Source organism: Microcoleus sp. B4-C2, assembly GCF_036705265.1.
Taxonomy (GTDB): domain Bacteria; phylum Cyanobacteriota; class Cyanobacteriia; order Cyanobacteriales; family Microcoleaceae; genus Microcoleus.
In genome coordinates this window covers 51,997-75,611 of record NZ_JAUBUB010000001.1, presented here as the reverse complement: position 1 = coordinate 75,611, position 23,615 = coordinate 51,997, and the positions used below count along the sequence as shown (strand labels likewise).

Sequence of the window (23,615 nt, the reverse complement as noted above, 5' to 3'; positions counted from 1 at the left end):
TGAGAGGGTTTGAGATTTTGGATTGGGGATGATGGATTTTAGTCATTTGCCCCGTGTCATTAGTTGTTTGGCGGCGTTCGCTTTAAACTAATGACTGATGACTAAGGACTGATGACTAATGATTAATTAGTTAACGATCGCCAGAATGTCTTTTTCTGCAAGCAAGACGTATTCGTCTGTGCCGAGTTTGATGTCGGTGCCGGCGTACTTCGAGTAGAGAACTTTGTCGCCGACTTTGACTTCCATTTCAATGCGGGTGCCGTCGTCATTGCGCTTGCCGGGGCCCACGGCCGCGACTTCGCCTACTTGGGGCTTTTCCTTAGCTGTGTCGGGCAGAAGGATGCCGCCAGCGGTTTTTTCTTCGCTAGCGCTTACTTTTACGAACACGCGCTCGCCTAACGGTTTAACGGTAGAAACACTCAGTGATACTGCTGCCATAAATAAATCTCCAGATTACAGATTGTCGTCAGTCAGGGGTCAGGGTCGCTATGAAAGCAACAGCGGACTACTTACAACTGACATATTAGCACTCTCGACTCCTGAGTGCTAATTTAGCTTTAGAAAGGGGCGATCGCAACTTAGTTGTCAGTACGGGTTCCCGAACCGAGCATGAGTTGAAGGGAAGGAGAGGGGGGAGTGCAGGGCTGTTTCATTCTTTTGTAGGGGCAGCCCCCCGTGGCTGCCCCCATGTCTGTGCAGTCGTCTGTGGCGGGCGGGTACGCACGGGGTACGCACGGGGTACGCACGGGGGGTACGCACGGGGTACGCACGGGGTACGCACGGGGTACGCACGGAGTACGCACGGGGTACGCACAGGGTACGCACAGGGTACGCACAGGGTACGCACGGGGTACGCACGGGGTACGCACGGGGGCACTACCCCTACAGAGTCAAAATTCATGTTTTTGGTGAGAATGAAACAGCCCTGGGATTGGAGGCTGTGATGATGACTTTTGATCGCTAACCAATTACTTTTGATTGATGAAGACAATGACAGAAAATAACATGGAATCTTGCAGCCAAGGCTTGAGCGCTTGCGTCCAAAGCCTGGGAATCCCTCAAATCGAGCGGCATATTTTTATCTGTGCCGACCAAACCGTGCCCAAGTGCTGCGATCGGCAAACCAGTCTGGAGGCGTGGAATTACTTAAAAAAACGCTTGCAAGAATTGGGGTTGGACAAGCCAAGTGCCACTCGACCAACCTGCGTCTTTCGCACGAAAGCCAATTGCCTGCGAGTGTGCGTGTCTGGCCCGATTATGGTAGTCTATCCAGACGGAGTGTGGTATCGCGACGTTACTCCACCCGTGATTGAGAGAATTATTCAGGAACATCTCCTAAACTCAAAGGTGGTTCAAGAATACGCTTTCTTGACTCATCCTTTGCCTGTGCCTGCTGAGACCCAGCCAAACATTTAAGTGTAGCGCTGTTTAAAGTACAGGGTTATAGGTAAAGTGTTAAATTTAAGGTTAAGGGTGAAAAATTGAGACAGTTTCGCGTCCTGGCGATCGCACCTGCTACAGCTCCATAAAACTGTAGTTAGGTTCTTGTCTTGCTGGTGCCGCTTCCCGTGTTCCTTGTGTTTCTCAAAAGGTACAGTAAAAAAAATCGATCGCAGGAACTGAGAAATTTTGTGCAAAAATTTCTCAGTGGCAGACACTAAGCAGGTTGCCAAACTACACTAGAAACAGTTAAATACGTAAGTAGGGAGTCTGCTTAAATTTCTCTATATCAGAAGTATCATTTAAAACCGGGGCATTAACCTGAAATTGAACCATCGAGATTAAAGATATTTAACTTGCGCTCTGTTAGGGAATCTGCAATCAATCAAGGCTGATCTTGACAGGGCGATCGTCGATTACAGGTTTGGGCTGCGTTCCAGGTCGTAAGACACTCACAAACAGCCGTCGATTATAGGTTGGAAAGCGGTAATACCCGCCCCGCTTTCCCTCACCGCCATCCCTTCAGTCGATCGTCGTCCTCCACTCCCAGCCGGGTGGCGGGGGACTGACCGAAAAAACAGAAGTGAAAACAAGGAAGTGTGCGGGATACTTTAGCGGGAATAAACATGACAAAGGACAATAATTCAGGAGAACAAAAACGGCTGATGCTGGTTGACGACGACCCCAATTTGATCTTGCTGGTCAAAGACTACTTGGAGTTTCGGGGTTACAACGTCATTACAGCAGAAAACGGCAGAGACGCTCTGGAAAAACTAGAACAAGAAGTTCCCGACTTGATGATCTGCGACGTGATGATGCCGGAAATGGACGGCTACACTTTAGTCAAACACATCAGAGAAGACCCGCGCACGAGCTGGATTCCGGTTCTTTTCTTGTCCGCAAAAGGTCAAAGTTCAGACCGAGTAAAAGGCTTGAGCACTGGCGCTGACGTTTATATAGTCAAGCCTTTTGAACCAGAAGAACTGGTAGCCCAAGTGGAATCTTCTCTGAAAGCAGCATCCCGCTTGATTCGTCACTCAAATCCCGGTATGGAGAGTGGCCCAAAAATTAAGGCGCGCCGCAATGTCGAATTGACTCCCACTGAGTTAAAGGTGGTACAGTTGCTAGCGCAGGGTATGGCAAACCGCCAGATCGCAGACGTGATGAATGTCAGCCAGCGGACTATCGAAAGCCACGTCAGCAATATGCTGGGCAAAACAGGTCTGCACAACCGGACAGAGTTAGCTCGCTGGGCTCTTGAAAGCAAAAAGGCTTGAGCGGAGGTAGTCTGCGCTATGAAATCAGGGGAGCAACATCTACTGCTATGCGCTGGGCGTATGCCTGCTTGGCGGTAGGGCGGTGGGCGCGGTAGTTTGAAGACGCCCTTAACCTTGACACGGCAGTCGGTATTGAGTTACTAGGCGTATAGTTTGTGAGGGTCCCTCGCTCAAAAGCAAGCAGGGTTAAAAGAACCCTCTGGCGGTAGAGCCGAAAATATGAAATACTGGGGAGATGGAGTTTTCTGAAGTCTAATCTATTGCCTCAGTTAGCTCCATGTTGCTAAAATGTGATATTTAGATTAACTTCTTTCTACAATTATTAGGTCTAAGTTTCTATGACAAACTTAATGAACCGCCTTTCTATTTTTGTGGACGGGAACAATATGTTCTACGCTCAACAAAAGAACGGTTGGTTTTTTGATCCTCGCAGGGTGCTCGAATATTTCAAAACTTCGCAGCCGAATGTCATCTTGATCAATGCTTTCTGGTATACGGGTCTGAAAGACCCCCAAGATCAAAGGGGATTTCGAGATGCTTTGATCAGTCTAGGTTACACGGTTCGCACTAAAATTCTTAAGGAATATTACGACGATGCTTCGGGCAGATATTCTCAAAAGGCTAATTTAGACATAGAAATTGTGGTTGATATGTTTAATACCGTGGATCAATACGACCAAGTTGTGCTGTTTAGCGGGGATGGGGATTTTGAGAGGGCGATCGAGCTGCTCCGCTCGAAAAATACTCATATTACTGTGGTATCCACCGAAGGAATGATTGCTAGAGAGTTACGAAATGCTACAGATAGGTATATAGACCTAAATGAAATCAGGGAACATATCGAGAAGATGGATTATTAGTCAGTAGTTAGTAGTTATTAGTCATTAGTCATTAGTCATTAGTTAGTAGTTATTAGTCAGCAGTTATGGGTTATGGGTTATGGGTTATTAATTATTCGTTATTGGCGCGAAACACGGGACTGGTGCTCCCGCCAAAAAACGCATACTTGCTTTCCGATAGGAGCCACCAGTAGCCCAAAATTTTAGACTAAGGTTCAAGTTCCCAGATTCATCTGTGGAGTAAATCTAAAATCTAAAATCTCAAATCTAAAATCTAAAATCGACTGACTGGAGGCTAAAAATCCAGAAAAACGGACAAGTAAAAATCAGGAAAACACTTTTGTAGAGCTATGAAAACTCAACCAAGTCAAGACCGGATTATTATTTTCGATACGACTTTGCGGGACGGAGAACAATCTCCGGGTGCATCTCTAAATGTGGATGAAAAGCTAACTATCGCCCGCCAGTTAGCGAGATTGGGCGTGGATGTGATTGAAGCGGGTTTCCCTTTCACCAGCACAGGAGATTTCGAGGCAGTCCAAAAAATAGCCCGATCGGTTGGCACGGAAAATGGGCCGACAATTTGCGGTTTAGCAAGGGCGAGAAAGGAGGATATTAAAACAGCAGCCGAGGCTCTGAAACCCGCCGTCAAATCGCGAATTCATACGTTTCTGGCTACGTCCGATATTCACTTGGAGTATAAGCTGAAAAAGACGCGGGCTGAGGTTCTGGAAATTGTGCCGGAAATGGTGGCTTACGCTAAGTCTTTTGTGGATGATGTGGAGTTTTCGCCGGAAGATGCTTGTCGCTCGGAACCGGAGTTTTTGTATCAGGTTCTAGAACGGGCGATCGCAGCGGGTGCGACTACTGTTAATATTCCCGATACTGTCGGCTACACGACTCCGAGCGAGTTTGGGGCTTTGATTCGCGGAATTAAGGAAAATGTGCCGAATATCGATCGCGCAATTATTTCAGTTCACGGTCACAATGATTTAGGATTGGCTGTTGCTAACTTTTTGGAAGCTGTGAAAAATGGCGCCAGACAGTTAGAATGCACGATTAACGGGATTGGCGAACGGGCGGGAAATGCAGCTCTCGAAGAGTTGGTAATGGCGCTTTACGTGCGGCGCCAATATTATAATCCGTTCTTGGGCCGGCCTGCGGATTCTGAGGAACCGCTGACAAATATTGACTCGCGCCAAATTTATAAAACCTCGCGGTTGGTTTCCAATTTGACGGGGATGTTGGTGCAGCCAAATAAGGCGATTGTGGGGGCAAATGCTTTCGCTCACGAGTCGGGAATTCACCAAGACGGAGTGCTCAAAAATAAGCGGACATACGAGATTATGGACGCTGAGTCGATCGGCTTAACTGAAAATCAAATCGTTCTCGGTAAATTGTCGGGGCGCCACGCTTTCCACACTCGCTTGAAAGAGTTGGGTTTTGAAATGGCCGACGATGAGCTAAATAAGGCTTTTGTCAAGTTCAAAGATTTAGCGGACAAGAAAAAAGAGATTACTGATTGGGATTTAGAGGCGATCGCCAATAACGAAGTGCACCAAGCACCGGAATTATTCCGGTTAGAATTGGTGCAGGTTTCTTGCGGCGACAAATCTCGCCCGACAGCAACTGTCACTGTGCGGAATCCGGCGGGCGAAGAATTGACCGATGCTGCGATCGGCACTGGGCCTGTGGATGCGATTTACAGGGCAATTAACCGGGTGGTAAACGTACCCAACGAGTTGATCGAGTTTTCTGTACAATCGGTAACAGCAGGAATTGATGCGATCGGCGAAGTAACAATTCGCTTGCGCCACGAAGGCAAAGTATTTTCTGGTCACTCAGCAAATACCGACATTATTGTAGCCTCCGCAGAAGCATACATCAGCGCTTTAAATCGGCTGTATCAGGCATTGCAGCATACTACTGAAAAATCCTCGGAACAGCAAACTGCGATCGCAAATCAAGTTGTTGCAAAAGCACAGCGCTGATAAATTTATTGTCAGCCATTTTTCTTGAAACCAACCGCAGACGAACCCAGATCGAAGCAGATAAATCTCAATTAATCTGCCTTAATCCGGGTTTATCTGCGGTTTAAAATTACTTTTTTTACTAATAACCAAATCTTGAAAAATGCAAGACGAAACCTTAAAAAAAGAGCGGCAATTCCACGATGCTTGGGCATCCACAATCGATATTGACGGCATTCAAGTCAATGATTACTTTGAAGCTTGTACCGCCCCAGAAAATAGATTTATCGTCCAGCAAATGGGCGATATTACAGGCAAACGCCTGTTAGATTTAGGCTGCGGCGCGGGAGAAAATAGCGTTTATTTTGCTAAAAAAGGCGCGCATTGTGTGGCTGCCGACTATTCCCAGGGCATGGTAGACGTTGCTCTGAAATTGGCAGAGAAAAACGGCGTCAAAATAGAGGGCTGCACGGTGAATGCAATGGCTATGGATTTCCCGGACAATAGTTTTGATATTGTTTATGCTTCTAATTTGCTGCACCATTTGCCGGAACCTGAAAAGGCAATTCGCGAAATGCACCGCGTGCTGAAGCCTGGGGGTAAAGCTTGTTTTTGGGACCCGATGAAGCACAATCCGGTGATTAATGTTTACCGCAGGATGGCGACTGAGGTGCGGACTGAGGATGAAAGTCCTTTGGATATTAATATTGTGAAACTTGTTCAATCTTTGTTTTCCGAGACGGCTTATGATACGTTTTGGCTGACATCGCTGTGGATTTTTTTGCGCTTTTATTTGATAGAAAAAGTGCATCCGAATGAGGAGCGTTATTGGAAAAAGATTATCATTGAACAAGAGAGATTGAAACCGGAATATTCTCGGTTGGAAGGGTTGGATGGGTTTTTGAAGAAGTTGCCTTTGATGAAGCGCTTGGCTTGGAATTTGGCTGTGGTGGCAACGAAGTAAGACGATTTTAGATTTTAGATTTTGGATTTTCGATTAAAGAATCGGGAATGACTGATGATATCAGTGGTAGGGTGCGTCAGTTTTGAGATTTTAAATCAGCGCCGAAAGTATTATTCTGACGCACCATTTGTTGTCAGGTGCGTCAGTTCCGAGATTGTTTGTTTGGAGCAAAAATAATCACAACTGACCAATAATTTCTTGATGGTACAAGCCCCCGCATTTATCCGTGGAATCAATCCAAAATCGAAAATCGAAAATCCTCAAGCCCCCGCATTTATCCGTGGGGTCAATCTAAAATCTAAAATCTAAAATCTAAAATCGATTGACGCACCCTACTGAAAACTCTAAAAGAAGTACAATAAGTCAAAGCATTTAATTAAGAGGCTAATTATGCCAGAAACTATTACTGCTATCTACGAAAACGGGGTTTTTCGTCCCTTGAGTCCTTTGTCATTGAATGATGGGGAAACTGTGGAAATCACAATTGTAGCGGAAGTGTCGCCGGAAGAACTCAAGGGCGATCGCGAAAAGGCGATTAAGTTGATGGATGTACGAAAATTGATGGGTTTGCCAACAAAACAGTTTAAGCTAGATGCAGCCGCAGAACAAAAGCGGCGCGAACTGTTTGAAAAACTCAAGGGAAGAGTGGGGAAACCTCTTTCTGAAATCGTTATTGAGGATCGTGGCCCGTGGTAAATGCCTATTTCTTAGACACCAGCGCTTTGGTTAAACGGTATGTGCCTGAATTGGGAAGTAATTGGATTCAATCAATTACTCTTCCTGCAGCAGGTAACTTTCTCGCGATTTCTCAGATTACTTGGGTGGAGGTATGCAGCGCTTTTTCACGCCGTCAACGAGAGGGTAGTCTATCTGTCGATGAGGTTGACCAACTTATGGAAGATTTTCGCACGGATTTTGACAACCAGTATGAAGTTCTTGAAGTCGATCGCACTTTGATAGAAACAGCGGGCGCACTGGTGATGCAAAACCCGCTGCGGGCTTATGATGCTTTGCAATTAGCGTCAGCTTTGCGCGTTCAATCTACTCTCGTTTCCGTGCCAGATACTCAACTGGTTTTTGTTTCGGCGGACAATCGATTGCTGAATATTGCTCATTCAGAAGGGTTGGCGATTGATAATCCTAATAATTATCCGTAATCAAGCTGTGTGTAGTAAGGACTTTAGTCCTCATAAAAATCAGAGGACTAAAGTCCTTACTAGCAAATAATTTTAGTGCGATCGTTATTTATAGAATTTCTTTCAAAGTTTTAACTAAAATTTGATTCTGTTCATCAGTACCTACACTAATCCGCAATTTGTCTTCCAATCGCGGCTGATTGAAGTATCGAATCAAGATTCCCCGTACTTTGAGTGTTTGATAAATCCTTTCTGCATCGCCGTTGGGTGGCCTAACTAACAAAAAGTTGGTTTGCGAGGGCCAAACTTCAAAGCCTAATTCCTGGAAACTAACGGCGAGTTTTGCTCGCGAAGCCTTAATTTTTTCGGCGTTGGCTGTTTTGTGGTCTTGATCTGCGATCGCAGCCGCCCCCACTGCATAAGCTAAAGCATCCACATTATAGCTGTCTTTGATTTTATTTAATTCAGCCAGCAGCGCCGGATTTGCTATGGCCAAACCCAGCCTCAATCCTGCGAGGGAATAACCTTTTGAAAGCGTTCTCAAAACTATAACATTACTGTACGTTTCTGTCAAGTTCAAAGCATTTTCTTCGGCGAAATCTACATAAGCTTCGTCGATGACAAGAATGCCCGATAACTCTTTAGCTAGTTTCTCCAAATCTGCCACAGATATGGCTGTTCCCGATGGGCTGTTTGGCGAAGCTACAAAGGTTACTGCCCCTCTGGCTGCTATTAATAAATCGACTGGTAACTTGTAGTCGTCGGGATAAGGAACTTCGACAAATTCTGCCTCTTGAATTTCTGCCAAAGTGCGGTACAATACATAGGTAGGCGCGGGACAAACAATCTGTTTCCCAGATTCGCCGACAGCGCGAACTATCAAGTTTAATAAATCGTCGCTGCCGTTACCTACCGCAATCCAATCGTCAGGTACTCCTAAAACTTTACTAGCAGCAATGCGGAAACTTTTGCCCGTTGGATCTGGATAGCGTCGCAGCATTTCTCCGTCTATTTCCTCAAGCACTTTTAAGGCTTTGGGAGAAGGCGGATAGGGATTTTCATTAGAATTTAATTTAATAATTTTTGTGCCTAGCGGTGGCTGTTCTCCCGGCACATAGCCAGACATTTCGTGGATGCTTTTGCGAAAGTAATTCATCTATATAATTGAGTTTTGTGGAACGGGCCGGAGAGCCCGTTCTTGATAATGGTGCAAGATATATTGAGTTTTGTGGAACGTGCCGGAGAGCCCGTTCTTGATAATGGTGCAAGATATCAAGTTAAACAAATTATATCAAACAATTAGTGACTATCCGCGTTATACCCAAATCAATTAACTTTTGCATATCCGCTCGATCGTCCACCGTCCAGGCTACAATGTCAACTCCCTGACTCCGGCTTTCTGGAATTAGTGCGGGGTTTTCCAGCAACACGCGGTACTGGCTGCTAATCAAATTATCCCGATGCGCCACAGCGTGAGCTAATTGAGTTTTGTATGCTTCTAGATTAGCAACAATGTGTCCGATCGCCAAATCGCCAGATAGCCGCCGCACTTGTTCCAGAAATCCAGCGTTAAAGGAGGTAATAACGCATTTATGTTGGATTTTTTCGCCCTTCAAACTATTGACAAAATCCGCGACATCTGCATCCGACCACTCGCAGTGTGGCTTGACATCAAAGTAAAGAAATTTATCAACATTTTTGAGTATAGCTAATGATTCTTTTAAGGTAGGAATTTTTTGTTGTGAAAATTCATCGCTAAACCATTTTCCCGCATTAAGTGTCTGCAATTGAGACAGGGTTGTTTCCCTAACTTTGCCAGAAACTCCAGTGATTCTATCTAATGTGGCGTCGTGAAAAATCACTGGTACGTTGTCGGCGGATAGCTGGATGTCAAATTCGATCGAATGAGCTCCACGGGCGATCGCCAGTTCAAAAGCTGCTAAAGTATTCTCAGGGGCGATCGCTGAAAATCCCCGATGTGCGATAATTTCTACATTCACTGTCTTGTACCCTCTAAAAAATCTGCCACAGTTTGATTAAAAGTTTCCGGTTGAGTCAAAAAAGACCAGTGATTCCCCGGTACTTTTGCAACAGTAAGATTTTTCAAATATCTCTTGTATGGCTGCATTTGCCAAGCCATGCGATTTACGCCTTTTTCCGGCTGTACAAACAAAGTTGGTATCTCAATATTTTCAGTTAAACCGGCAACTTTCATCACTTCTGAAAATATCTGATTTCTGGCTGCAATCGCAAATTTACTGCCCCAATTTCCGTCGGATTTTGGTTCGATTTGCTGTTGGAATACCATTTGCTGCACATCACTCCAATCTGCGAATTCTCCCGATTGTTTAGCTGCTGCTTCTGCTTGGGATAAAGTCGCAAACGGGCCCACACATTTGAGACAGTCTAATTTTCGGTAAACAATTGGCAAGGTGAGTTTCATCGCGGCGGGCAGTTTGGTGATGAAGATGGGGTCTACTAAAATCATACTGCAAAAGCGATCGGGATTTTGCCTCGCCCAAATCGGTGCTAGTTTTCCCGTCCAAGAATGTCCTAAAATGTGGGCGTCTGGCCAGTTGAGATGTGCCATCAAAGCTTCTAAATCTGCGATCGCACTTTCAAAAGTATAGCCTGTTTTCGGTTTGCTACTCTCTCCGTGACCGCGCATATCTGGCGCTACAATATGATAGCGGTTGGACAAGTAATTGCCCAAGCTAGTCCAGACACACGCACTATCTGCTAAACCATGTAACAATAGCAAACGCGGAACTTTGGTTTTCCCTGTTTCTGGCTGCCATTCTAGGTATGAAAGCTCGATTTCTGGTAAGTGCAAAGTGTTACGACTTGGCATGATTAGGGGGTTTTATATTTGGATAAATTTGATTTAACTTTTTTATGAACAGGCAAGATGCCTGTTCCACAAAGAGTGAATTTTATTGTACGGTTTTCCTCAACAGGCTTGCGGGCCTGTTTCACAAAGAATAAATCTTTTTGTGGGGTGGGGTGGGCTTCTAGCCCGCCCTTCTGACTTAACCTTTGCCCTTCAAACTCAACAAGATAAACTGAGTTTTCTGCGCTTCATCAAAATTGTCATCGCTGACCAAAACTAAACTCTGGCTGCCATCTGGCAAGCGCGGGCCGAGGGTCATCCCCTCTAAATTGTACAGCGGAATTCCGAGTTGGCTTAAGTCTAGGAGCAACTTTTTCTTAACAGGTTCGACGGCCACTCGTCCTTTGAAACTTTGGATTCTAGAAGTATCTGTAGCCGCCCCAACCGCTACTTGATAAATCCTAGCGCTGTATCCCGACAGGCCAAAAGAACGTTCTAAACTCAGAATCTGACCGCCACCGATTGTCACTAATTCTGTTAAACCGTTCAAAATAGTCATGGGAACCTGGTCTAGTGTGTAAAGATTTTCCGAGACTAATTGCGGCGTTTTATCGACGATGATATAATGTAAAAGACGGAGTTTGCTTGCCTGTTCGGGGTCTAAATCTTGCATTAACGGGGCTTCCGTAGCTGCGAACAAACGAAACGGATCAAGACCGCCCGGACTAAAGGTTTCTGGGTCGATAGTTAAAGATTCAAAACCTAAATTGTCCACCACTCCTTGCTGCTGTTTTTCATCGCTGGCATCGGGAATATAGCGCTTTGGTATCGGCAAATTTCCCCGCATTTTCCCTGTTTGGAGGTCAAATTCTCCGAGAAAAGGAGGGATGCCCACATGAGTAACGCCTTCGCTGGCGACAAATACTGAATTGCGGGGAGAAAGGGCGATGCCTTCGGGATTGATGGAACCCCAAGAGAAGGTTTCACCGTCTGCTTTTTTGAGGGATGTAACGCCGTCAACGGTAACTTTTTTCAGGCGAATGTTGCCGGGGTCACTTGATGTGAGGTCGAGTCGGAGACTGTAAAATCTGGCTTCTCCGTTTTCGCTGGGGTCGTCGGAAAGAGCGTAAAAGCGATAAGCTTTGGAAGTGACTGCGCTAATACCTTTGGGATCGTAGGTAATTCCTGACAAACCGCCGACGGGTACTCCTTCAAAATTCATTTTTGGCAATTCGTACTCGCCCAAAAATTCTAGGGACAATTCTGGAAAAGAGCGGTCTTTTGCAACTGCGGGAGGGGGGGCGCAAGCTGTGCAAACAGTTAAGAGAATTAGGGCTAGACTAAATAAGCGTAAAATGCGTTGGCGAAGCCCGCCCCTACGGGGGCTACGCCAACGAAGAGGATCGCCCAGCGTCTTTAAATCCCAATAATTGCTCAGTGCGGTGACATTTATTTTGTTGCTCTTGTTGAACTGTTTGCTTTTGTGCCATCTTGGTGACATAATTTATACCGTTTTGTAGATATGCAAAACTTGATGTTTCCAGAAAAGATGCCGAATCGCGGCAACCAAATTTTAAGAATGAGAAGTTCTGTACCAATTGGGTGCTTGCTTTTCTTGTGGCTGTGTGCTGGTTCTATTGCTAGCGCCCAAACTAATCCACCAGCCCTCGATCAATTTTCTCCTAATCCTCTAGAAATTACCACACCCGATCCCCTAGCTCCTGCCAGTGAATCTTTGAGCAGCACTCAGCGGGACGAACTGACAGCGGCTTTGGAAGAGTTAAACTTAGAAGCAGCGGCTAAACTGCAAGCTGGAGACGGCGCGGGTGCTTTTGAAATTTGGTTCCGAGAATTGCGGCTGCGGAGGTATCTGGGCCCGGCGGCGGAAATTGCTGCTTTGAGTCGGGTGGGAAGTGTTGCTTGGAGTAATGGTAAAAACCTCGAACTACAGCTTATTACCAAACGGTTGCAAGCAATTCAAAAAGAGGTCAAATCCCAAGTACCACTTAATACTGAGTTGCTCCCCGCCTTCGCTGCGGCTTTTCAGCAGGTGCGCGCTAAAGGCCCGACTGTAGAAGTTTACCAAGAAATTCTCGAAAATGCGCGCCAAAACCAAGATATATTGGCTGAAGGTCAGATTTTGAAGGCGATCGGGCTTATTCACATCAATTGGTTGAGTTACGATAAAGCTGCTCCCGTGTATGAGGAATTGGCAACTTTAATTCAGGAAAATCGCGATTTATTTGCTGCTAATTCTGCTGTGCAAAATTCTGCTGTTGTTGCGGGAAACGGTGCGCCGCCGCAGCCTGTAACTCCTCCAACTGAGGTAGATACTCTGAGACAGTTGGCCTATGTTTACCAGCAGTCGAAACAACCCCTAAAGGCGATCGCAGCTAGGGAAAAACTAGCATCAGTGTATCTTAACTTGCAAAATCCCAGCGCTATACCTCCGCTCAAAATTGCGATCGCCAGTGATTACCAAACCATAGGTCAAATCAATTTAGCAGCTCAATACTATCAGGAAGCGTACAATTTAGCCGTCCCCATTCAACAGTATGCCCAAGCTAGTGAAGCTTTAGATAAATTAGCATTACTTTATCGATCGCAAAAGCAATGGGAGCCTACTTTGCGGATTTATCAAATGCAGTTGCTGTTAGAAGAGCGGGCTTACAATTTCTACGGATTGATGAACACTTATGACAATATCGGTCAAGTTTATCAAGAGATGAAGGCTTACGATAAAGCTTTGGAATCCTATCAAAAAGGGTTGGACGTGGCTAAAAAATTGGGACACAGACAAGAGTATTTTGCTAAGAAAATTCAAAAAGTCAACAAGCAATTGCAAAAAACTTCGTAGTTATCCGCAGGCAATAATGACAAATTGCAAGGTGAGTAATTTAAACGCAGTAAGGTGTGCAACGCACGCCTTACAAAACTACTTTTGAATTGTAGGTTTCTCGCGAAATAGAGTAATATAGTACATCGGTTTCGTAATAACGAGCATTTTTTTCATATTTCATGCCAACTTTCTGTATCACTCGCTGGGAGGCGATATTTTCTGGTCGGGCGATCGCAACTATTCTATCCAAATTTAATATTTTAAATCCATAATTTAGACTAGCAAAAGATGCTTCTGTCACCAATCCCTGATTCCAATAAACTTTGTCTAGCGCATAGCCCAGCTCAACTTCCGGTGTCTGATCCAGAAAAGCCAGTCCGCAGCGACCAATCATTTTACGGTCTATTTTATGTACTAAAGCCCACATTCCGAAGTTGTTTTCTGCCCAACGTTTGAGCATAGTATGAATGGCGATTTCTGTTTCTTCTATAGTTTTAACTCCTCTCAAGTATTTCATTATTTCTGCATCACTGTAGATGCGGTACAGCTCATCTAAGTCGTCTGGCGTAAATTGTCTCAGATACAATCGGGCTGTCTCTATTTCTTGCATAAGTTATACCCAAAAAGGCTAATACACTTTCATTGGGACGACGGTGAAATGTAAAATCAATTTCTTCAATGCAGTGAACTGCATTTTGAAAACCCAGCATTTGACACAGTAACTAAAACCAGTGGTCAACTCTATGTCTAAAGGCATAAAGTGGCAAGTAGCGGATATCCGCAATTGTAATAAATATGGGTGACTGAGCGCTGTCAGGTTTGATAATTTGCTGGATCTGTACAATATTTCCTAATTTGACTGACTCTATTTGCTACAATTATTAGTTGGATATATTGTACAGCTTTTTTGCTCAAAGCTGAGCGAACTGATCTCGCCCGCGGGCCCTACAAGCCGCGCAGCGAAAAAAAAGCTCGATATCCTCACAAAAAGCCGCCGAATTTAGCAGCATAATAGCTTCTGCAATCTAAAATCTAAAATCTAAAATCTAAAATCGGATGACTCTTTCCTCACCAGTAGCAGACACCAAAAACAAATCCGGCCAGGAAACAGACTGGCGGTTATTCATGAGGTTGGCATCTTACGCAACCCGCAGCAAACGCTTGTTGATTATTTCGATCGCACTATTAGTACCGCTAGCAGTCTCAGGAGCAATTCAACCCATTCTCATCGGACAGGCAATTTCGGTAATTCGCTCGGAACCTACCTACGAATTCTTGCGGGGAGTGCCTTTATCTGCTGCATTGAATATTTTGGCTATTTTGCTCATGCTAACTATAACACTTAGATTAGCACTGCAATCACTTCAAGGCTATTTAGTCACGAAAGTAGGGCAAATAATTACTACTGATATTAGAAATGATTTGTTCGCCCACGTCACATCGCTAGCAGTGAGATTTTTCGATCGCACTCCTGTCGGTAAATTGATGACTCGCCTCACCAGCGATGTAGAAGCTTTGGGAGAGGTTTTCTCTTCAGGGGCGATCGGCATTGTCAGCGATCTATTTTCAATTTTAGTAATTGCCATTTTCATGTTTACTATGCAGTGGCAACTAGCTTTAATGTTGGTGCTGATGATGATACCAATTACCGCTGTCATAGTTTATTTTCAGTACCAATATCGCATAGCCAATTACAATACCAGAGAAGAACTTTCTGAACTCAACGCACAACTGCAAGAAAACCTGACTGGTATTGGCGTAGTGCAGCTATTCCGCCGCGAAAGGTTCAATTCACAATTGTTTCGCGTGACCAATAAACGCTACATTAAAGCAGTTGATAAAACTATATTTTACGACTCAGCCGTATCGGCGACATTAGAATGGATTGCTTTAGTAGCGATTGCAGCCGTTTTGTGGATGGGCGGCCAAAGAGTTTTAGCCGGTAATCTTAACTTCGGTACTCTCTCGGCATTCATTTTATTTGCTCAGCGTCTCTTCGATCCGCTGCGGCAATTTGCTGAGAAATTCACGGCAATTCAAGCAGGATTTACCGCTGTCGAACGCATTAGCGATATTCTCAATGAACCGATCGAAATTAAAGATCCAACTAGCGGGAAGAAGGAAGGGCACAACACGGATTTTGACACGGATACACGGATGTTTGAAGGGAGAGGGAAGAGGGAAGAAGGCAGAAGGGCAGGTTATTCACCGTTGTTGATAACTGGACATCCAGAGGCAACGGCTTACAACTTGTCTCCGGTCGATCGAGAATTGCCAGATAATCATCAAAATCCAGCAAGTTCAGAATATCGTTTATTGTCTAACAATCCCAAATCACCCCCCGACAACACCACCTTGCTAAGGGGGGGAGAAAATGCCAAATCGCAGAATTCTGAATCGGGAGAAATCCAATTTGACAACGTGTGGTTTGCTTACAAAGAAGACGAATATGTTTTGCAAAACCTCAATTTCACCATCAAATCCGGCGAAAAAGTAGCATTAGTGGGCCCCACCGGTGCGGGCAAAAGTTCGATTATCCGTCTCCTGTGCCGCCTTTACGAACCTAGCCGAGGACGGATTCTGGTTAATCATGTCGATATTCGGGATTTGCCTCAAGCAGAGTTACGCAGGCACATAGGCGTGATTATCCAAGATGGCTTTCTATTTGCTGGTGACGTGAAGAGCAATATCAGCCTGGGAGAAAGTTACTCGATTGAGGAAATTCAAGCAGCAGCAGAAAAGACTAATGTTGCCCGTTTAATCGAACAGTTGCCTCAAGGTTATGATACGCAATTGCGGGAACGGGGAACGAATCTTTCGGGGGGACAAAAGCAATTATTAGCCTTTGCTCGCGCGGCTATTCGCAATCCCAGTATTTTAGTTCTAGACGAGGCAACTGCTAGTTTGGATGTGGGGACGGAAGCTTTAATTCAAGAAGCTCTAGAGCGTTTGATGGCTGACAGAACGGCGATAATTATTGCCCACAGGCTCTCGACTATCCGAAATGTCGATCGTATTTTAGTGCTCAAACGCGGGCAGTTAGTAGAGTCTGGCAGCCACGAAGAATTGTTGCAGCTAGAAGGTTTGTATGCCAGTTTGTACAATTTGCAAATGCTGGGAAGTTAATATACTGAGATGTTGCACCCTTCTCAATAAGCTTTTTATGAACAGGCAAGATGCCTGTTCCACAAGACAATTCACTCTTTGTGGAACAGGCCGGAAAGCCTGTTCTTGAGAATGGTGCAAGATGTGAGTATATGAAGGAAAGCACGACACGGATTTTGACACGGATACACGGAGGAATTATCGATAAGAGGGAAAATTATCCGAATACCCAGATACCCGACTTCTTCAAGAAGTCGGGTATCTAAAAGAATCTAAAATCTAAAATCTAAAATCTAAAATCGGCTCACTTGCCCGAAATCATTTTCCCCAGGGTTTCCGGCAAGTGAATTATATGTTGAAACAACTGATTTGGGCCGATGCCAAACAATAACTGCATCGCCAGCACAATTGCTGCTAAAGCAATCGCTGTCCCGATGCTGGCTTTCAACACTTTAAAAGCCCAATTAAACACCAGCCAAGATACAAGTAACGAAGCAATTAAGATAATTAGTTCTATTGGCATATAACATTTTTAACTCTATTTTAACTCTACATAACTTACGCAGCAATCCCAAAGCAAGCGGGTTTTTTATCTGTGTTAAAGGCTCAATTTCTGTATTTCTGTAAAAAACCCGGTTTCTGCGTCCAAGATTACTTTACTTATTACTTTAAGCAATACTGCCGCGCTTCCGTGTTTCCTTATAAGAAATTCCGACATTTTTCAAGCCAGCTTTAATCATTTGCTGCTCTAACAAAGCGAAAAAGCGAGTTCGATCGCCCCCCGTGACTACCGCTTGATTATGAGCTTCTGCTAGCGTCACCGGATAGCCGCCGCCTTTGTGTACTTGAGCCAGCATCATTCCCAATGCTAAATCTAGCTGTGCTGTATCTTGTGCTACCCATTCCGGCACTTCTATTCTAGCAATTTCTGTGCCAACGTGAACGTAACAGAAATAGACGGAATTAATGCCGTACAAATCTAAAATTCGAGCTTGGGATTTCCACAAAGGGCTTCTTTGTCCCGGTGACAGGATTGTTGCCCACAATATGGCATCCCGCAAGGGTTCAAATTCTTGACAAGGTGCTTTGTCGGCGAAAGAAATTGTGGCGGCAAATCCGACGTTCGGGCAATTTGTCATGCAGTCTGGTACTTCGTGGGTGCAAGCTTCAAACCGCAAAAAAGATAAGCTTTCGCTGCTGCGAGAAGCGCTTAAGTATCCTAAAAGGGGAATTCCTGCTAAACGCAACTTGTCCCAAGATTCTAAAATTGGCAGCAAAATTTGATCGCGCGCTTCGGTGGGTAACTGTTCCAAAAACCAATAAATCAGGGAACCGTCTACCATTGCTAAAGCTGGCGCGGGCAATTTATTGTCGTTAACTTTTGCCCAATTGCAGCCCATTTCTGCTAAGGCAATTGCTTCGGAAACTGCTCGCCGGTATCCCATCCATTCTTCGGTTCTAATTCCCCACTGTCGCGAACCGTACAAGTCTTCGGGTTTGTAGAAAACTTCGGGTACGCTGTCTAAAACTGGGTGGCGACTTTGGCCGTAGTGTAGCATGACTGTGCCGACGTTTAGCAGGTAGCAGTAGGCTATTTCGTGATGGTTGGGGGAAATTTGCGATCCGTCTGTGGCAAAGACTGTGTGAGAGGCGGGGGGTGCGGTGATGTAGGTGCGATCGTCTAATGGCTCGATCGGCGTGGCAGCATTGAATAAAGTGCGATCGCGCCAATTCTCTTGCAATTCCACCAATTTTTCCTGTTCCGCTGCAGCCTTTACCAGCAAATTCTGAGCCACTTCCAAACGTTGGCGAGCGGCAGCCGCTTCCACATTCAAATGTTGGCTCATTCCCTGCATTGCCTTGGCTGCTTTAGTTAAATCGAGCATGGGTTTTAAGTCTCAATATTAGAAAGCTTTCAAGCTGATAAATTATCAAAACACTTTTCAATTTTTTGGTTCCGAATCTGGTTTTTTTGTGATAGACGCGGTTTAATTAACTAAAACACTTCGTGCGTGCGCGCCCCCAGAAATAGTAAAAAAACCAGGTTTTTGAGGTCAAGAGTACCTGCAATAGTCTAAAAAAAAACCTTTTTTTTTTGTCGATCGGCTTGCTTTTTTGAGAAATTTCTGTTATATTTATCTTATAATGGGATGGTGGCAAAAATATTATTTTTGCCACCATCCCATTATAAGATAAATACCATGTCTACGCCGCAAAAGTCAACCAAAAAAATGTAAATTTTTGTGATTTTTTTTAAAATCTGAAAAGCGAAAAAAATCACCACTGTGAACAAATCTAACATCAACAGTCGATCGGCAGCCAATCGGCAAAATCTCCGGCAAACTGCGACAGAGAAAGCAATTGAACTGGTGGATTTTGAGCCACAGATTCCCGTTCTGGCAAAGTATTGTAGCCCCAATCAGCCAAAAATAACCTCACCTGAGATAAATCCGACTGCTGCTTCACCGACAGCAAAGTTTTTAACCTGTCTTCCACAAACCAAATAGTCGAATCTTTGCCAGACGCGGCCAAAAATTCCCGCAAAATTTGGTGCTTAGGCTTGTTGTATTCCTTGCCAAAAATTAACTCTGACGGCATTTGTACGCCTGCTAGTTGCAAAAGTTCCCGCACAAAACGGCCTTCCTTTGTAGTGACGATCGCCACTTTCACCGAACTCTCCTGCAACGAGTGCAAGCGATCAGCAACCCCTGGATAAAAGCGGTGCAAAGACAGCCACCCAGCTAAATCCTCAGCAATCCAATTATCCCGCAATCCGTCTAACATAGCGCCGACAGACTGCGCTTTTAAATTATTTTCGGTCAACAAATACGGTACTATATTAGGCCACTCCAGCAAAATTTGCTCTGGAGAAATTCCTGTCAGCAGTGCGCGGATCAGCAGCGGCATTTCCCAACCAGTTTCGATGGCGGGCCGCACTCGGTAAAAACTCAAAGCTAAATCTGGATCGGGCACTGTTTCGACGGGTTTCCAGATTTGACAGTAGGTACGCCAAGCGGTTTGGAAATATTCGATTAGTCCGTCACAAATCACACCGTCAAAATCAAGAGCTAGAATTGTCGGAAAGTTATTAGCCATCAATCGATTTTAGATTTTAGATTTTGGATTTTGGATTGAAGAATTGAAGAATTGGAGAATTGAAGAAAGCGATATCACTGATGAATCCGGGGACTGGTTATCGGATAGTATTTTTGGGTTGTACCAGGATAAGAACGGGGGCTTGTACCCTGGCTGCTTTCGGTCACTGGATTGAATAATTGAAGAATTGACTATGCAAACACTCAGCAATGATTGGTCAAGAGTCGTTATTAAAAAGACTGAACTAGCGGTTGATCTGCGATCGATTCTAGTCCTTGGGACTGCAACAATTGCGTCCACTCGGTCGTCAGCCGCGAATCATTGGGTGCGAGGCGTCGCATTTCGGCTAGAGTAGCAAGAGTCTCGTACCAAATCCCATTTCTAGCATAAGCAATCACCTTAGCCATAGGGTCGGGATTTGCCAAATCGTTCTTGAGATTTGCCTGGGGTTCAATTCGCTGCATCCATCCTTTAACAATATAATCTCCAGAACGCTCCAGAGGATCGCAGGCTAGCGCAAACGACCACACATATCGCTTACCAACCTCAATTTTTTTTGTCTTGTCTTTCTCAGAAAGGTTAACTCCAACTATTCCGGCTTTGTCATTTTTTAAAGTAGTTTCGTAAACTACTTCGGATTCATCTGCGTTTAGCAAAATAAACTCTACTTGAGCTGCCGGTTGAGAAACATATACAAAAAATGTTGGCGACTCTGTTAGCGTTAAGCCAATATTGCTTTCAGGTACTAAGGGAGTAATGAATAAACCATCCCGTAACTTACAGCCTCGATGCGTTCCCCCTTGCCGATTGTCGGGGGCTGTTACATCGGGAGGTGTGAAATTAACATTCTGACTCAGCAGGATTGGTGCGGGCACAGCCTGCATCGGTGTCAGCAAACTGGGGAGAGTAACGGCGATCGCCAATACAGTCATCACCAGTGCAGTAAAATTTATAAAACGTTTCATTTTTCCACCAACTTGTAGAAATATTTATAGAGTACATCTCTAATGTTAACCCGGAGTTTTAGCTCCGGGCGCGATCGAGTGAATTTGTCAATCGATTTTAGATTTTAGATTTTAGATTTTAGAGGCGACCCCACGGATAAATGCTCTTTCTTGAGGATTTTCGATTTTGGATTTTGGATTCATTCCACGGATAAATCACGTGGCGGGTACCACCTTTGAAATTCGTGGTCAATTTTCACATCGCCATCGGCCGATCGACAAAACTTCAAGAAATAGCGAGATTTAAAGAGGCGCAACCAGTGGTTGAGCTGCAACTGATTCCAGTCCTTGGGACTGCAATAATTGCGTCCACTTGGCTGTCAGCTTCACATCCCCCGGTGTCTGGCGCCGCATTTGGGCTAAAGTAGCGATAGTTTCGTACCAAATCCCATTTTGAGCATAAACGTTGAGCCTAGTCATGGGGTCGGGATTTGCCAACTCGCTCTTGAGAGTTGCCTGCGGTTCAATTCGCTGCACGAACCCTTTAACAACTAAATCCGCAGCTCGGTCTTCGGGGTCGCAAACTAGCGAAAATGACCACACGTATCGCTTACCAACTTCAAGGGATTTGTTGTTGTCCACGGTAGCAGGAATAGTAACTCCAACAATCCCAGATTTGTCTAGTTTAAATGTTTTTTCGTAGACGACTTCCTCTTCCTTGTCGTTGAGCACAGTAAACTCTATTTTTGCAGAGGTTTGAGGAACATAGACAAAAATTGTGGGAGAATCCGTTAGGGTTAAACCGATATTAGTTGGAGGTACTAAAGGAGTAATAGATAAACCCGCTGGACAAAGCTTGTTGCCGCGATGTGTTCCTCCTTGTCGGTTGGCGGGGGCTGTTACATCGGGAGGCTTGAAATTAACATTTTGACTCAGCAGAAGCGGCTGGGATTGTGCGCGCATCGGTGCAAGTGAACTGGGTAGGGTAGCTGCGATCGCAGATACGGCGACGGCAAGTGTAGCCCGATGTAGAAAACATTTCATTTTGTTGTACCTTTCACTATAATTGCAAACACAGGCATTCGCTGATGGCGATAAATATTTTTGAGATGCTAGTCGAGGGCGCAGATACACAATTTATACCTTGACATATCATCAATAACATTAATTAATTCGAGCGGCAAGTGGATTCTCTGTCGGAAAAATCCGGTTGCCTAGGTCGCAAGTATCATTGGATACAGTTGGTCGCTACGTAAGGTAAATTTTTGTAACAAAGTGGTCGGAGTTTCCGAGTGTTCTAAGATGGAGGAAGTCTCCAGCAGGCGGGAAATGTGAAACAACTGCTGTTCCAGAAACGAGTCAAACTTTTATGCTGGGATAATGAGTAAAATATCTAACAAAATTCGATCGGCAGTGGCTCAAGTGAGTCAAAGGTATAAACCATCACTAGCATTGGCTAAGTCTGTATTAATTGCCAGCGCGGCAGTAACATTATCCTTGATGGGAGCCAGACAGCTAGGAATACTCGAACCAGTAGAATTAAGCGCTTATGACCAAATGGTGAGGTGGCGTCCCGATGAACAGCCAGACTCGCGTTTGCTAGTTGTGGGGATTACCGAAGCAGACATTCAGAAACTGAATCAGTGGCCAATATCCGATCGCAAAATAGCCGAAATCTTACAAAAACTGGAAAAAATGCAGCCGGCAGTCATCGGTTTAGATGTACTGCGAGACGTACCTTTAGGAGACGGGCGCGAGGAATTGACTAAATTTTTACAAAAAAGCGATCGAACGATCGGGGTATGTTTAGTCACCGACGGAAGCCCGGACAATCCCGGTTCTCCGCCTGCGCCGGGGCTGCCACAAAACCGGGTGGGATTTGCAGATTTCGGAGTCGATCCCGGTGGCATACTCCGCAGGGCTTTATTATTTATGAAACCGCCGAAAATTGAGGGCAACTCTTCTGCCCAAAAACATCTTTGCAATGACAATTCTCAAGTTTTATATTCCTTCAACCTCCAGCTAGCACTCCGCTACCTGCAAGGGCAAAAAATCTATCCCAAACTGGCACCAGATCAATCTTTATGGCTGGGAGAAACTCAATTAAAACAACTAGCAAGCAATGACGGAGGATACAAAAATGCCGATGTCAGGGGATATCAAATATTAATTAACTATCGTTCCAGGCGGCAAGTCGCAAACCAAGTCAGAATTACCGATGTTTTAGAAGGGAAAGTTAACCCAAATTTAGTTAAAGATAAAATAGTTCTCATCGGTTACACCACAGAAACCGTTAAAGATTTATTTTATACTCCTTACAGTGGGCGACAGCAAAGCAACCAATTCATGCCTGGTATCGTGGCACACGCACAAGTAGTCAGCCAAATTCTGAGTGCTGTTTTAGACAACAGACCGATGTTTTGGTTTTGGCCGGAATGGGCAGAAATCATGTGGATTTCGGCATGGTCAATTGTGGGAGGAACCTTGGCATCGCGGATGGCTCACCCAGCGAAGTTGACAGTGACATTTGGAGCACTGCTGTCCGGGTGCTGCGCGATCGGCTTTGGGATTTTTCTGTTGGGAGGGTGGGTGCCTGTGGCAGCGCCAGCCTTAGCATTAATCGTAACTGGCGGTAGCATTGTATCAGCAGAGAGATTTAATAAAGCCGGATACGGGAAAGCAATTAGCGATCGAGTAAAACAAGTCTTCAAAATCGAAATAGACCAAGCCAAAAAAGAACAGCAAGTCGCAGAAATCACAGAATCTGATTTCTTTAAAGAATTGCAGCAAAAGAAAGATAAACTGAGGATTAGCAAACAAGAAACCTCTGAAAAAGCATCTTCCGAACCCCAAGAAATAATTGCCATTACCCCAGAGCTTCCCAAGGTCGAAAGTCAGACAGACGATTACTTAGCTCAGTTGCAGGAAAAAGCCAAACAGCAGAAGCAGCGCGCCGCCGTGACTGAATCGGAAAGCGGCTCTCAAACAGGTGTCCCCATCAATGGGGGCGGCGGTGCTAGTTCAGCCGAAACCAAACCTGATGACGAGTTCAGCGATTTGCAAACCAAAGCCAAACAGATGCGGCAGCGCAGGGGCGGCCAAAAGATGATAAAAGATGAAAAAATTGATAGTTTAGCAGACAAGGAGGATTTGGGGGACAAGGAAGAATGACCGA

22 protein-coding genes are annotated in these 23,615 nt (G+C 44.9%); 11 read left to right on the top strand and 11 right to left on the bottom strand.

Annotated elements, in window-relative coordinates:
* Positions 1-126: 126 nt before the first annotated feature.
* Positions 127-438: a co-chaperone GroES gene (groES, locus tag QUB20_RS00310; protein WP_332945088.1), complete on the bottom strand. Its 312-nt coding sequence runs from the start codon at positions 436-438 to the stop codon at positions 127-129.
* A gap of 552 nt (positions 439-990) precedes the next feature.
* On the opposite strand from groES, the gene QUB20_RS00305 reads away from it, so the two are divergent.
* The 7 genes from QUB20_RS00305 (at position 991) to QUB20_RS00275 (ending at position 7,647) form a co-directional block, all read left to right on the top strand.
* On the top strand, positions 991-1,416 hold the full coding sequence (locus QUB20_RS00305; protein WP_333244271.1) for a ferredoxin: 426 nt from the start codon (positions 991-993) through the stop codon (positions 1,414-1,416).
* 650 nt (positions 1,417-2,066) lie between these two features.
* Entirely contained in the window at positions 2,067-2,717 is a 651-nt protein-coding gene (locus tag QUB20_RS00300) for a response regulator transcription factor (protein WP_015174512.1), read from the top strand.
* Between the two features lie 338 nt (positions 2,718-3,055).
* Positions 3,056-3,577, top strand: coding sequence for a LabA-like NYN domain-containing protein (locus tag QUB20_RS00295; RefSeq protein ID WP_006633075.1), 522 nt, complete (start codon positions 3,056-3,058; stop codon positions 3,575-3,577).
* 329 nt (positions 3,578-3,906) lie between these two features.
* Entirely contained in the window at positions 3,907-5,547 is a 1,641-nt protein-coding gene (locus tag QUB20_RS00290; protein ID WP_333244268.1) for a 2-isopropylmalate synthase, read from the top strand.
* Between the two features lie 142 nt (positions 5,548-5,689).
* Positions 5,690-6,490: a class I SAM-dependent methyltransferase gene (locus QUB20_RS00285; RefSeq protein WP_333244265.1), complete on the top strand. Its 801-nt coding sequence runs from the start codon at positions 5,690-5,692 to the stop codon at positions 6,488-6,490.
* 390 nt (positions 6,491-6,880) lie between these two features.
* Positions 6,881-7,186 carry an antitoxin family protein gene (locus QUB20_RS00280; RefSeq protein WP_333244262.1) on the top strand — a complete coding sequence of 102 codons (306 nt, stop codon included), beginning with the start codon at positions 6,881-6,883 and terminating at the stop codon, positions 7,184-7,186.
* The gene (locus QUB20_RS00275; protein ID WP_333244258.1) at positions 7,180-7,647 is read left to right on the top strand and encodes a type II toxin-antitoxin system VapC family toxin; all 468 of its coding nucleotides are present in this window, start codon (positions 7,180-7,182) and stop codon (positions 7,645-7,647) included. Before QUB20_RS00280 ends, QUB20_RS00275 begins: the two co-directional genes overlap by 7 nt.
* A gap of 88 nt (positions 7,648-7,735) precedes the next feature.
* On the opposite strand, the gene hisC is transcribed toward QUB20_RS00275, so the two are convergent.
* The 4 genes from hisC to QUB20_RS00255 form a co-directional block, all read right to left on the bottom strand.
* Complete coding sequence (gene hisC, locus QUB20_RS00270) at positions 7,736-8,782, bottom strand: histidinol-phosphate transaminase (RefSeq protein WP_333244255.1); 1,047 nt, start codon at positions 8,780-8,782, stop codon at positions 7,736-7,738.
* A gap of 130 nt (positions 8,783-8,912) precedes the next feature.
* Positions 8,913-9,626, bottom strand: coding sequence for a glycerophosphodiester phosphodiesterase family protein (locus QUB20_RS00265; RefSeq protein WP_333244252.1), 714 nt, complete (start codon positions 9,624-9,626; stop codon positions 8,913-8,915).
* Positions 9,623-10,477: an alpha/beta hydrolase gene (locus tag QUB20_RS00260; RefSeq protein ID WP_333244249.1), complete on the bottom strand. Its 855-nt coding sequence runs from the start codon at positions 10,475-10,477 to the stop codon at positions 9,623-9,625. Before QUB20_RS00260 ends, QUB20_RS00265 begins: the two co-directional genes overlap by 4 nt.
* A 178-nt stretch (positions 10,478-10,655) precedes the next feature.
* Complete coding sequence (locus QUB20_RS00255) at positions 10,656-11,957, bottom strand: esterase-like activity of phytase family protein (RefSeq protein WP_333244247.1); 1,302 nt, start codon at positions 11,955-11,957, stop codon at positions 10,656-10,658.
* A 21-nt stretch (positions 11,958-11,978) separates the two neighbouring features.
* Here QUB20_RS00255 and QUB20_RS00250 point away from each other — a divergent pair, with 21 nt between their 5' ends.
* On the top strand, positions 11,979-13,313 hold the full coding sequence (locus QUB20_RS00250) for a tetratricopeptide repeat protein (RefSeq protein WP_333244244.1): 1,335 nt from the start codon (positions 11,979-11,981) through the stop codon (positions 13,311-13,313).
* Positions 13,314-13,383: 70 nt separating this feature from the next.
* Here QUB20_RS00250 and QUB20_RS00245 read toward each other — a convergent pair whose 3' ends face one another.
* Positions 13,384-13,905, bottom strand: coding sequence for a GNAT family N-acetyltransferase (locus tag QUB20_RS00245; RefSeq protein WP_333244241.1), 522 nt, complete (start codon positions 13,903-13,905; stop codon positions 13,384-13,386).
* A 446-nt stretch (positions 13,906-14,351) separates the two neighbouring features.
* On the opposite strand from QUB20_RS00245, the gene QUB20_RS00240 reads away from it, so the two are divergent.
* Both QUB20_RS00240 and QUB20_RS00235 read left to right on the top strand, forming a co-directional pair.
* Positions 14,352-16,421 carry an ABC transporter ATP-binding protein gene (locus QUB20_RS00240; RefSeq protein WP_333244238.1) on the top strand — a complete coding sequence of 690 codons (2,070 nt, stop codon included), beginning with the start codon at positions 14,352-14,354 and terminating at the stop codon, positions 16,419-16,421.
* 50 nt (positions 16,422-16,471) lie between these two features.
* A complete protein-coding gene (locus tag QUB20_RS00235) occupies positions 16,472-16,666 on the top strand; it encodes a hypothetical protein (RefSeq protein WP_333291073.1) in 195 nt (64 codons plus the stop codon).
* A gap of 38 nt (positions 16,667-16,704) precedes the next feature.
* On the opposite strand, the gene QUB20_RS00230 is transcribed toward QUB20_RS00235, so the two are convergent.
* The 5 genes from QUB20_RS00230 to QUB20_RS00210 all read right to left on the bottom strand — a co-directional run bounded on the left by QUB20_RS00230 (position 16,705) and on the right by QUB20_RS00210 (position 21,484).
* The gene (locus QUB20_RS00230; RefSeq protein ID WP_172184703.1) at positions 16,705-16,923 is read right to left on the bottom strand and encodes a hypothetical protein; all 219 of its coding nucleotides are present in this window, start codon (positions 16,921-16,923) and stop codon (positions 16,705-16,707) included.
* A 145-nt stretch (positions 16,924-17,068) separates the two neighbouring features.
* Complete coding sequence (locus tag QUB20_RS00225; RefSeq protein WP_333053031.1) at positions 17,069-18,286, bottom strand: DNA double-strand break repair nuclease NurA; 1,218 nt, start codon at positions 18,284-18,286, stop codon at positions 17,069-17,071.
* A 415-nt stretch (positions 18,287-18,701) separates the two neighbouring features.
* Positions 18,702-19,496, bottom strand: a complete 795-nt coding sequence (locus tag QUB20_RS00220; protein ID WP_333244233.1) for an HAD hydrolase-like protein — start codon at positions 19,494-19,496, stop codon at positions 18,702-18,704.
* Positions 19,497-19,726: 230 nt separating this feature from the next.
* The gene (locus QUB20_RS00215) at positions 19,727-20,461 is read right to left on the bottom strand and encodes a DUF928 domain-containing protein (RefSeq protein ID WP_333243029.1); all 735 of its coding nucleotides are present in this window, start codon (positions 20,459-20,461) and stop codon (positions 19,727-19,729) included.
* Positions 20,462-20,743: 282 nt separating this feature from the next.
* Entirely contained in the window at positions 20,744-21,484 is a 741-nt protein-coding gene (locus QUB20_RS00210; protein ID WP_333244230.1) for a DUF928 domain-containing protein, read from the bottom strand.
* 336 nt (positions 21,485-21,820) lie between these two features.
* On the opposite strand from QUB20_RS00210, the gene QUB20_RS00205 reads away from it, so the two are divergent.
* A complete protein-coding gene (locus tag QUB20_RS00205; protein WP_333244227.1) occupies positions 21,821-23,611 on the top strand; it encodes a CHASE2 domain-containing protein in 1,791 nt (596 codons plus the stop codon).
* Positions 23,612-23,615: the final 4 nt, after the last annotated feature.

What these genes read in the sequence shown, in the direction of transcription:
- hisC (WP_333244255.1), bottom strand. Translation starts at nt 8,782, where the DNA reads ATGAATTACTTTCGCAAAAGCATCCACGAAATGTCTGGCTATGTGCCG.
- QUB20_RS00300 (WP_015174512.1), top strand. Translation starts at nt 2,067, where the DNA reads ATGACAAAGGACAATAATTCAGGAGAACAAAAACGGCTGATGCTGGTT.
- QUB20_RS00250 (WP_333244244.1), top strand. Translation starts at nt 11,979, where the DNA reads ATGCAAAACTTGATGTTTCCAGAAAAGATGCCGAATCGCGGCAACCAA.
- QUB20_RS00305 (WP_333244271.1), top strand. Translation starts at nt 991, where the DNA reads ATGACAGAAAATAACATGGAATCTTGCAGCCAAGGCTTGAGCGCTTGC.
- QUB20_RS00285 (WP_333244265.1), top strand. Translation starts at nt 5,690, where the DNA reads ATGCAAGACGAAACCTTAAAAAAAGAGCGGCAATTCCACGATGCTTGG.
- QUB20_RS00230 (WP_172184703.1), bottom strand. Translation starts at nt 16,923, where the DNA reads ATGCCAATAGAACTAATTATCTTAATTGCTTCGTTACTTGTATCTTGG.
- QUB20_RS00220 (WP_333244233.1), bottom strand. Translation starts at nt 19,496, where the DNA reads ATGGCTAATAACTTTCCGACAATTCTAGCTCTTGATTTTGACGGTGTG.
- QUB20_RS00295 (WP_006633075.1), top strand. Translation starts at nt 3,056, where the DNA reads ATGACAAACTTAATGAACCGCCTTTCTATTTTTGTGGACGGGAACAAT.
- QUB20_RS00245 (WP_333244241.1), bottom strand. Translation starts at nt 13,905, where the DNA reads ATGCAAGAAATAGAGACAGCCCGATTGTATCTGAGACAATTTACGCCA.
- QUB20_RS00280 (WP_333244262.1), top strand. Translation starts at nt 6,881, where the DNA reads ATGCCAGAAACTATTACTGCTATCTACGAAAACGGGGTTTTTCGTCCC.
- QUB20_RS00205 (WP_333244227.1), top strand. Translation starts at nt 21,821, where the DNA reads ATGAGTAAAATATCTAACAAAATTCGATCGGCAGTGGCTCAAGTGAGT.
- QUB20_RS00255 (WP_333244247.1), bottom strand. Translation starts at nt 11,957, where the DNA reads ATGTCACCAAGATGGCACAAAAGCAAACAGTTCAACAAGAGCAACAAA.
- QUB20_RS00225 (WP_333053031.1), bottom strand. Translation starts at nt 18,286, where the DNA reads ATGCTCGATTTAACTAAAGCAGCCAAGGCAATGCAGGGAATGAGCCAA.
- QUB20_RS00240 (WP_333244238.1), top strand. Translation starts at nt 14,352, where the DNA reads ATGACTCTTTCCTCACCAGTAGCAGACACCAAAAACAAATCCGGCCAG.
- QUB20_RS00290 (WP_333244268.1), top strand. Translation starts at nt 3,907, where the DNA reads ATGAAAACTCAACCAAGTCAAGACCGGATTATTATTTTCGATACGACT.
- QUB20_RS00215 (WP_333243029.1), bottom strand. Translation starts at nt 20,461, where the DNA reads ATGAAACGTTTTATAAATTTTACTGCACTGGTGATGACTGTATTGGCG.
- groES (WP_332945088.1), bottom strand. Translation starts at nt 438, where the DNA reads ATGGCAGCAGTATCACTGAGTGTTTCTACCGTTAAACCGTTAGGCGAG.
- QUB20_RS00260 (WP_333244249.1), bottom strand. Translation starts at nt 10,477, where the DNA reads ATGCCAAGTCGTAACACTTTGCACTTACCAGAAATCGAGCTTTCATAC.
- QUB20_RS00235 (WP_333291073.1), top strand. Translation starts at nt 16,472, where the DNA reads ATGCCTGTTCCACAAGACAATTCACTCTTTGTGGAACAGGCCGGAAAG.
- QUB20_RS00210 (WP_333244230.1), bottom strand. Translation starts at nt 21,484, where the DNA reads ATGAAATGTTTTCTACATCGGGCTACACTTGCCGTCGCCGTATCTGCG.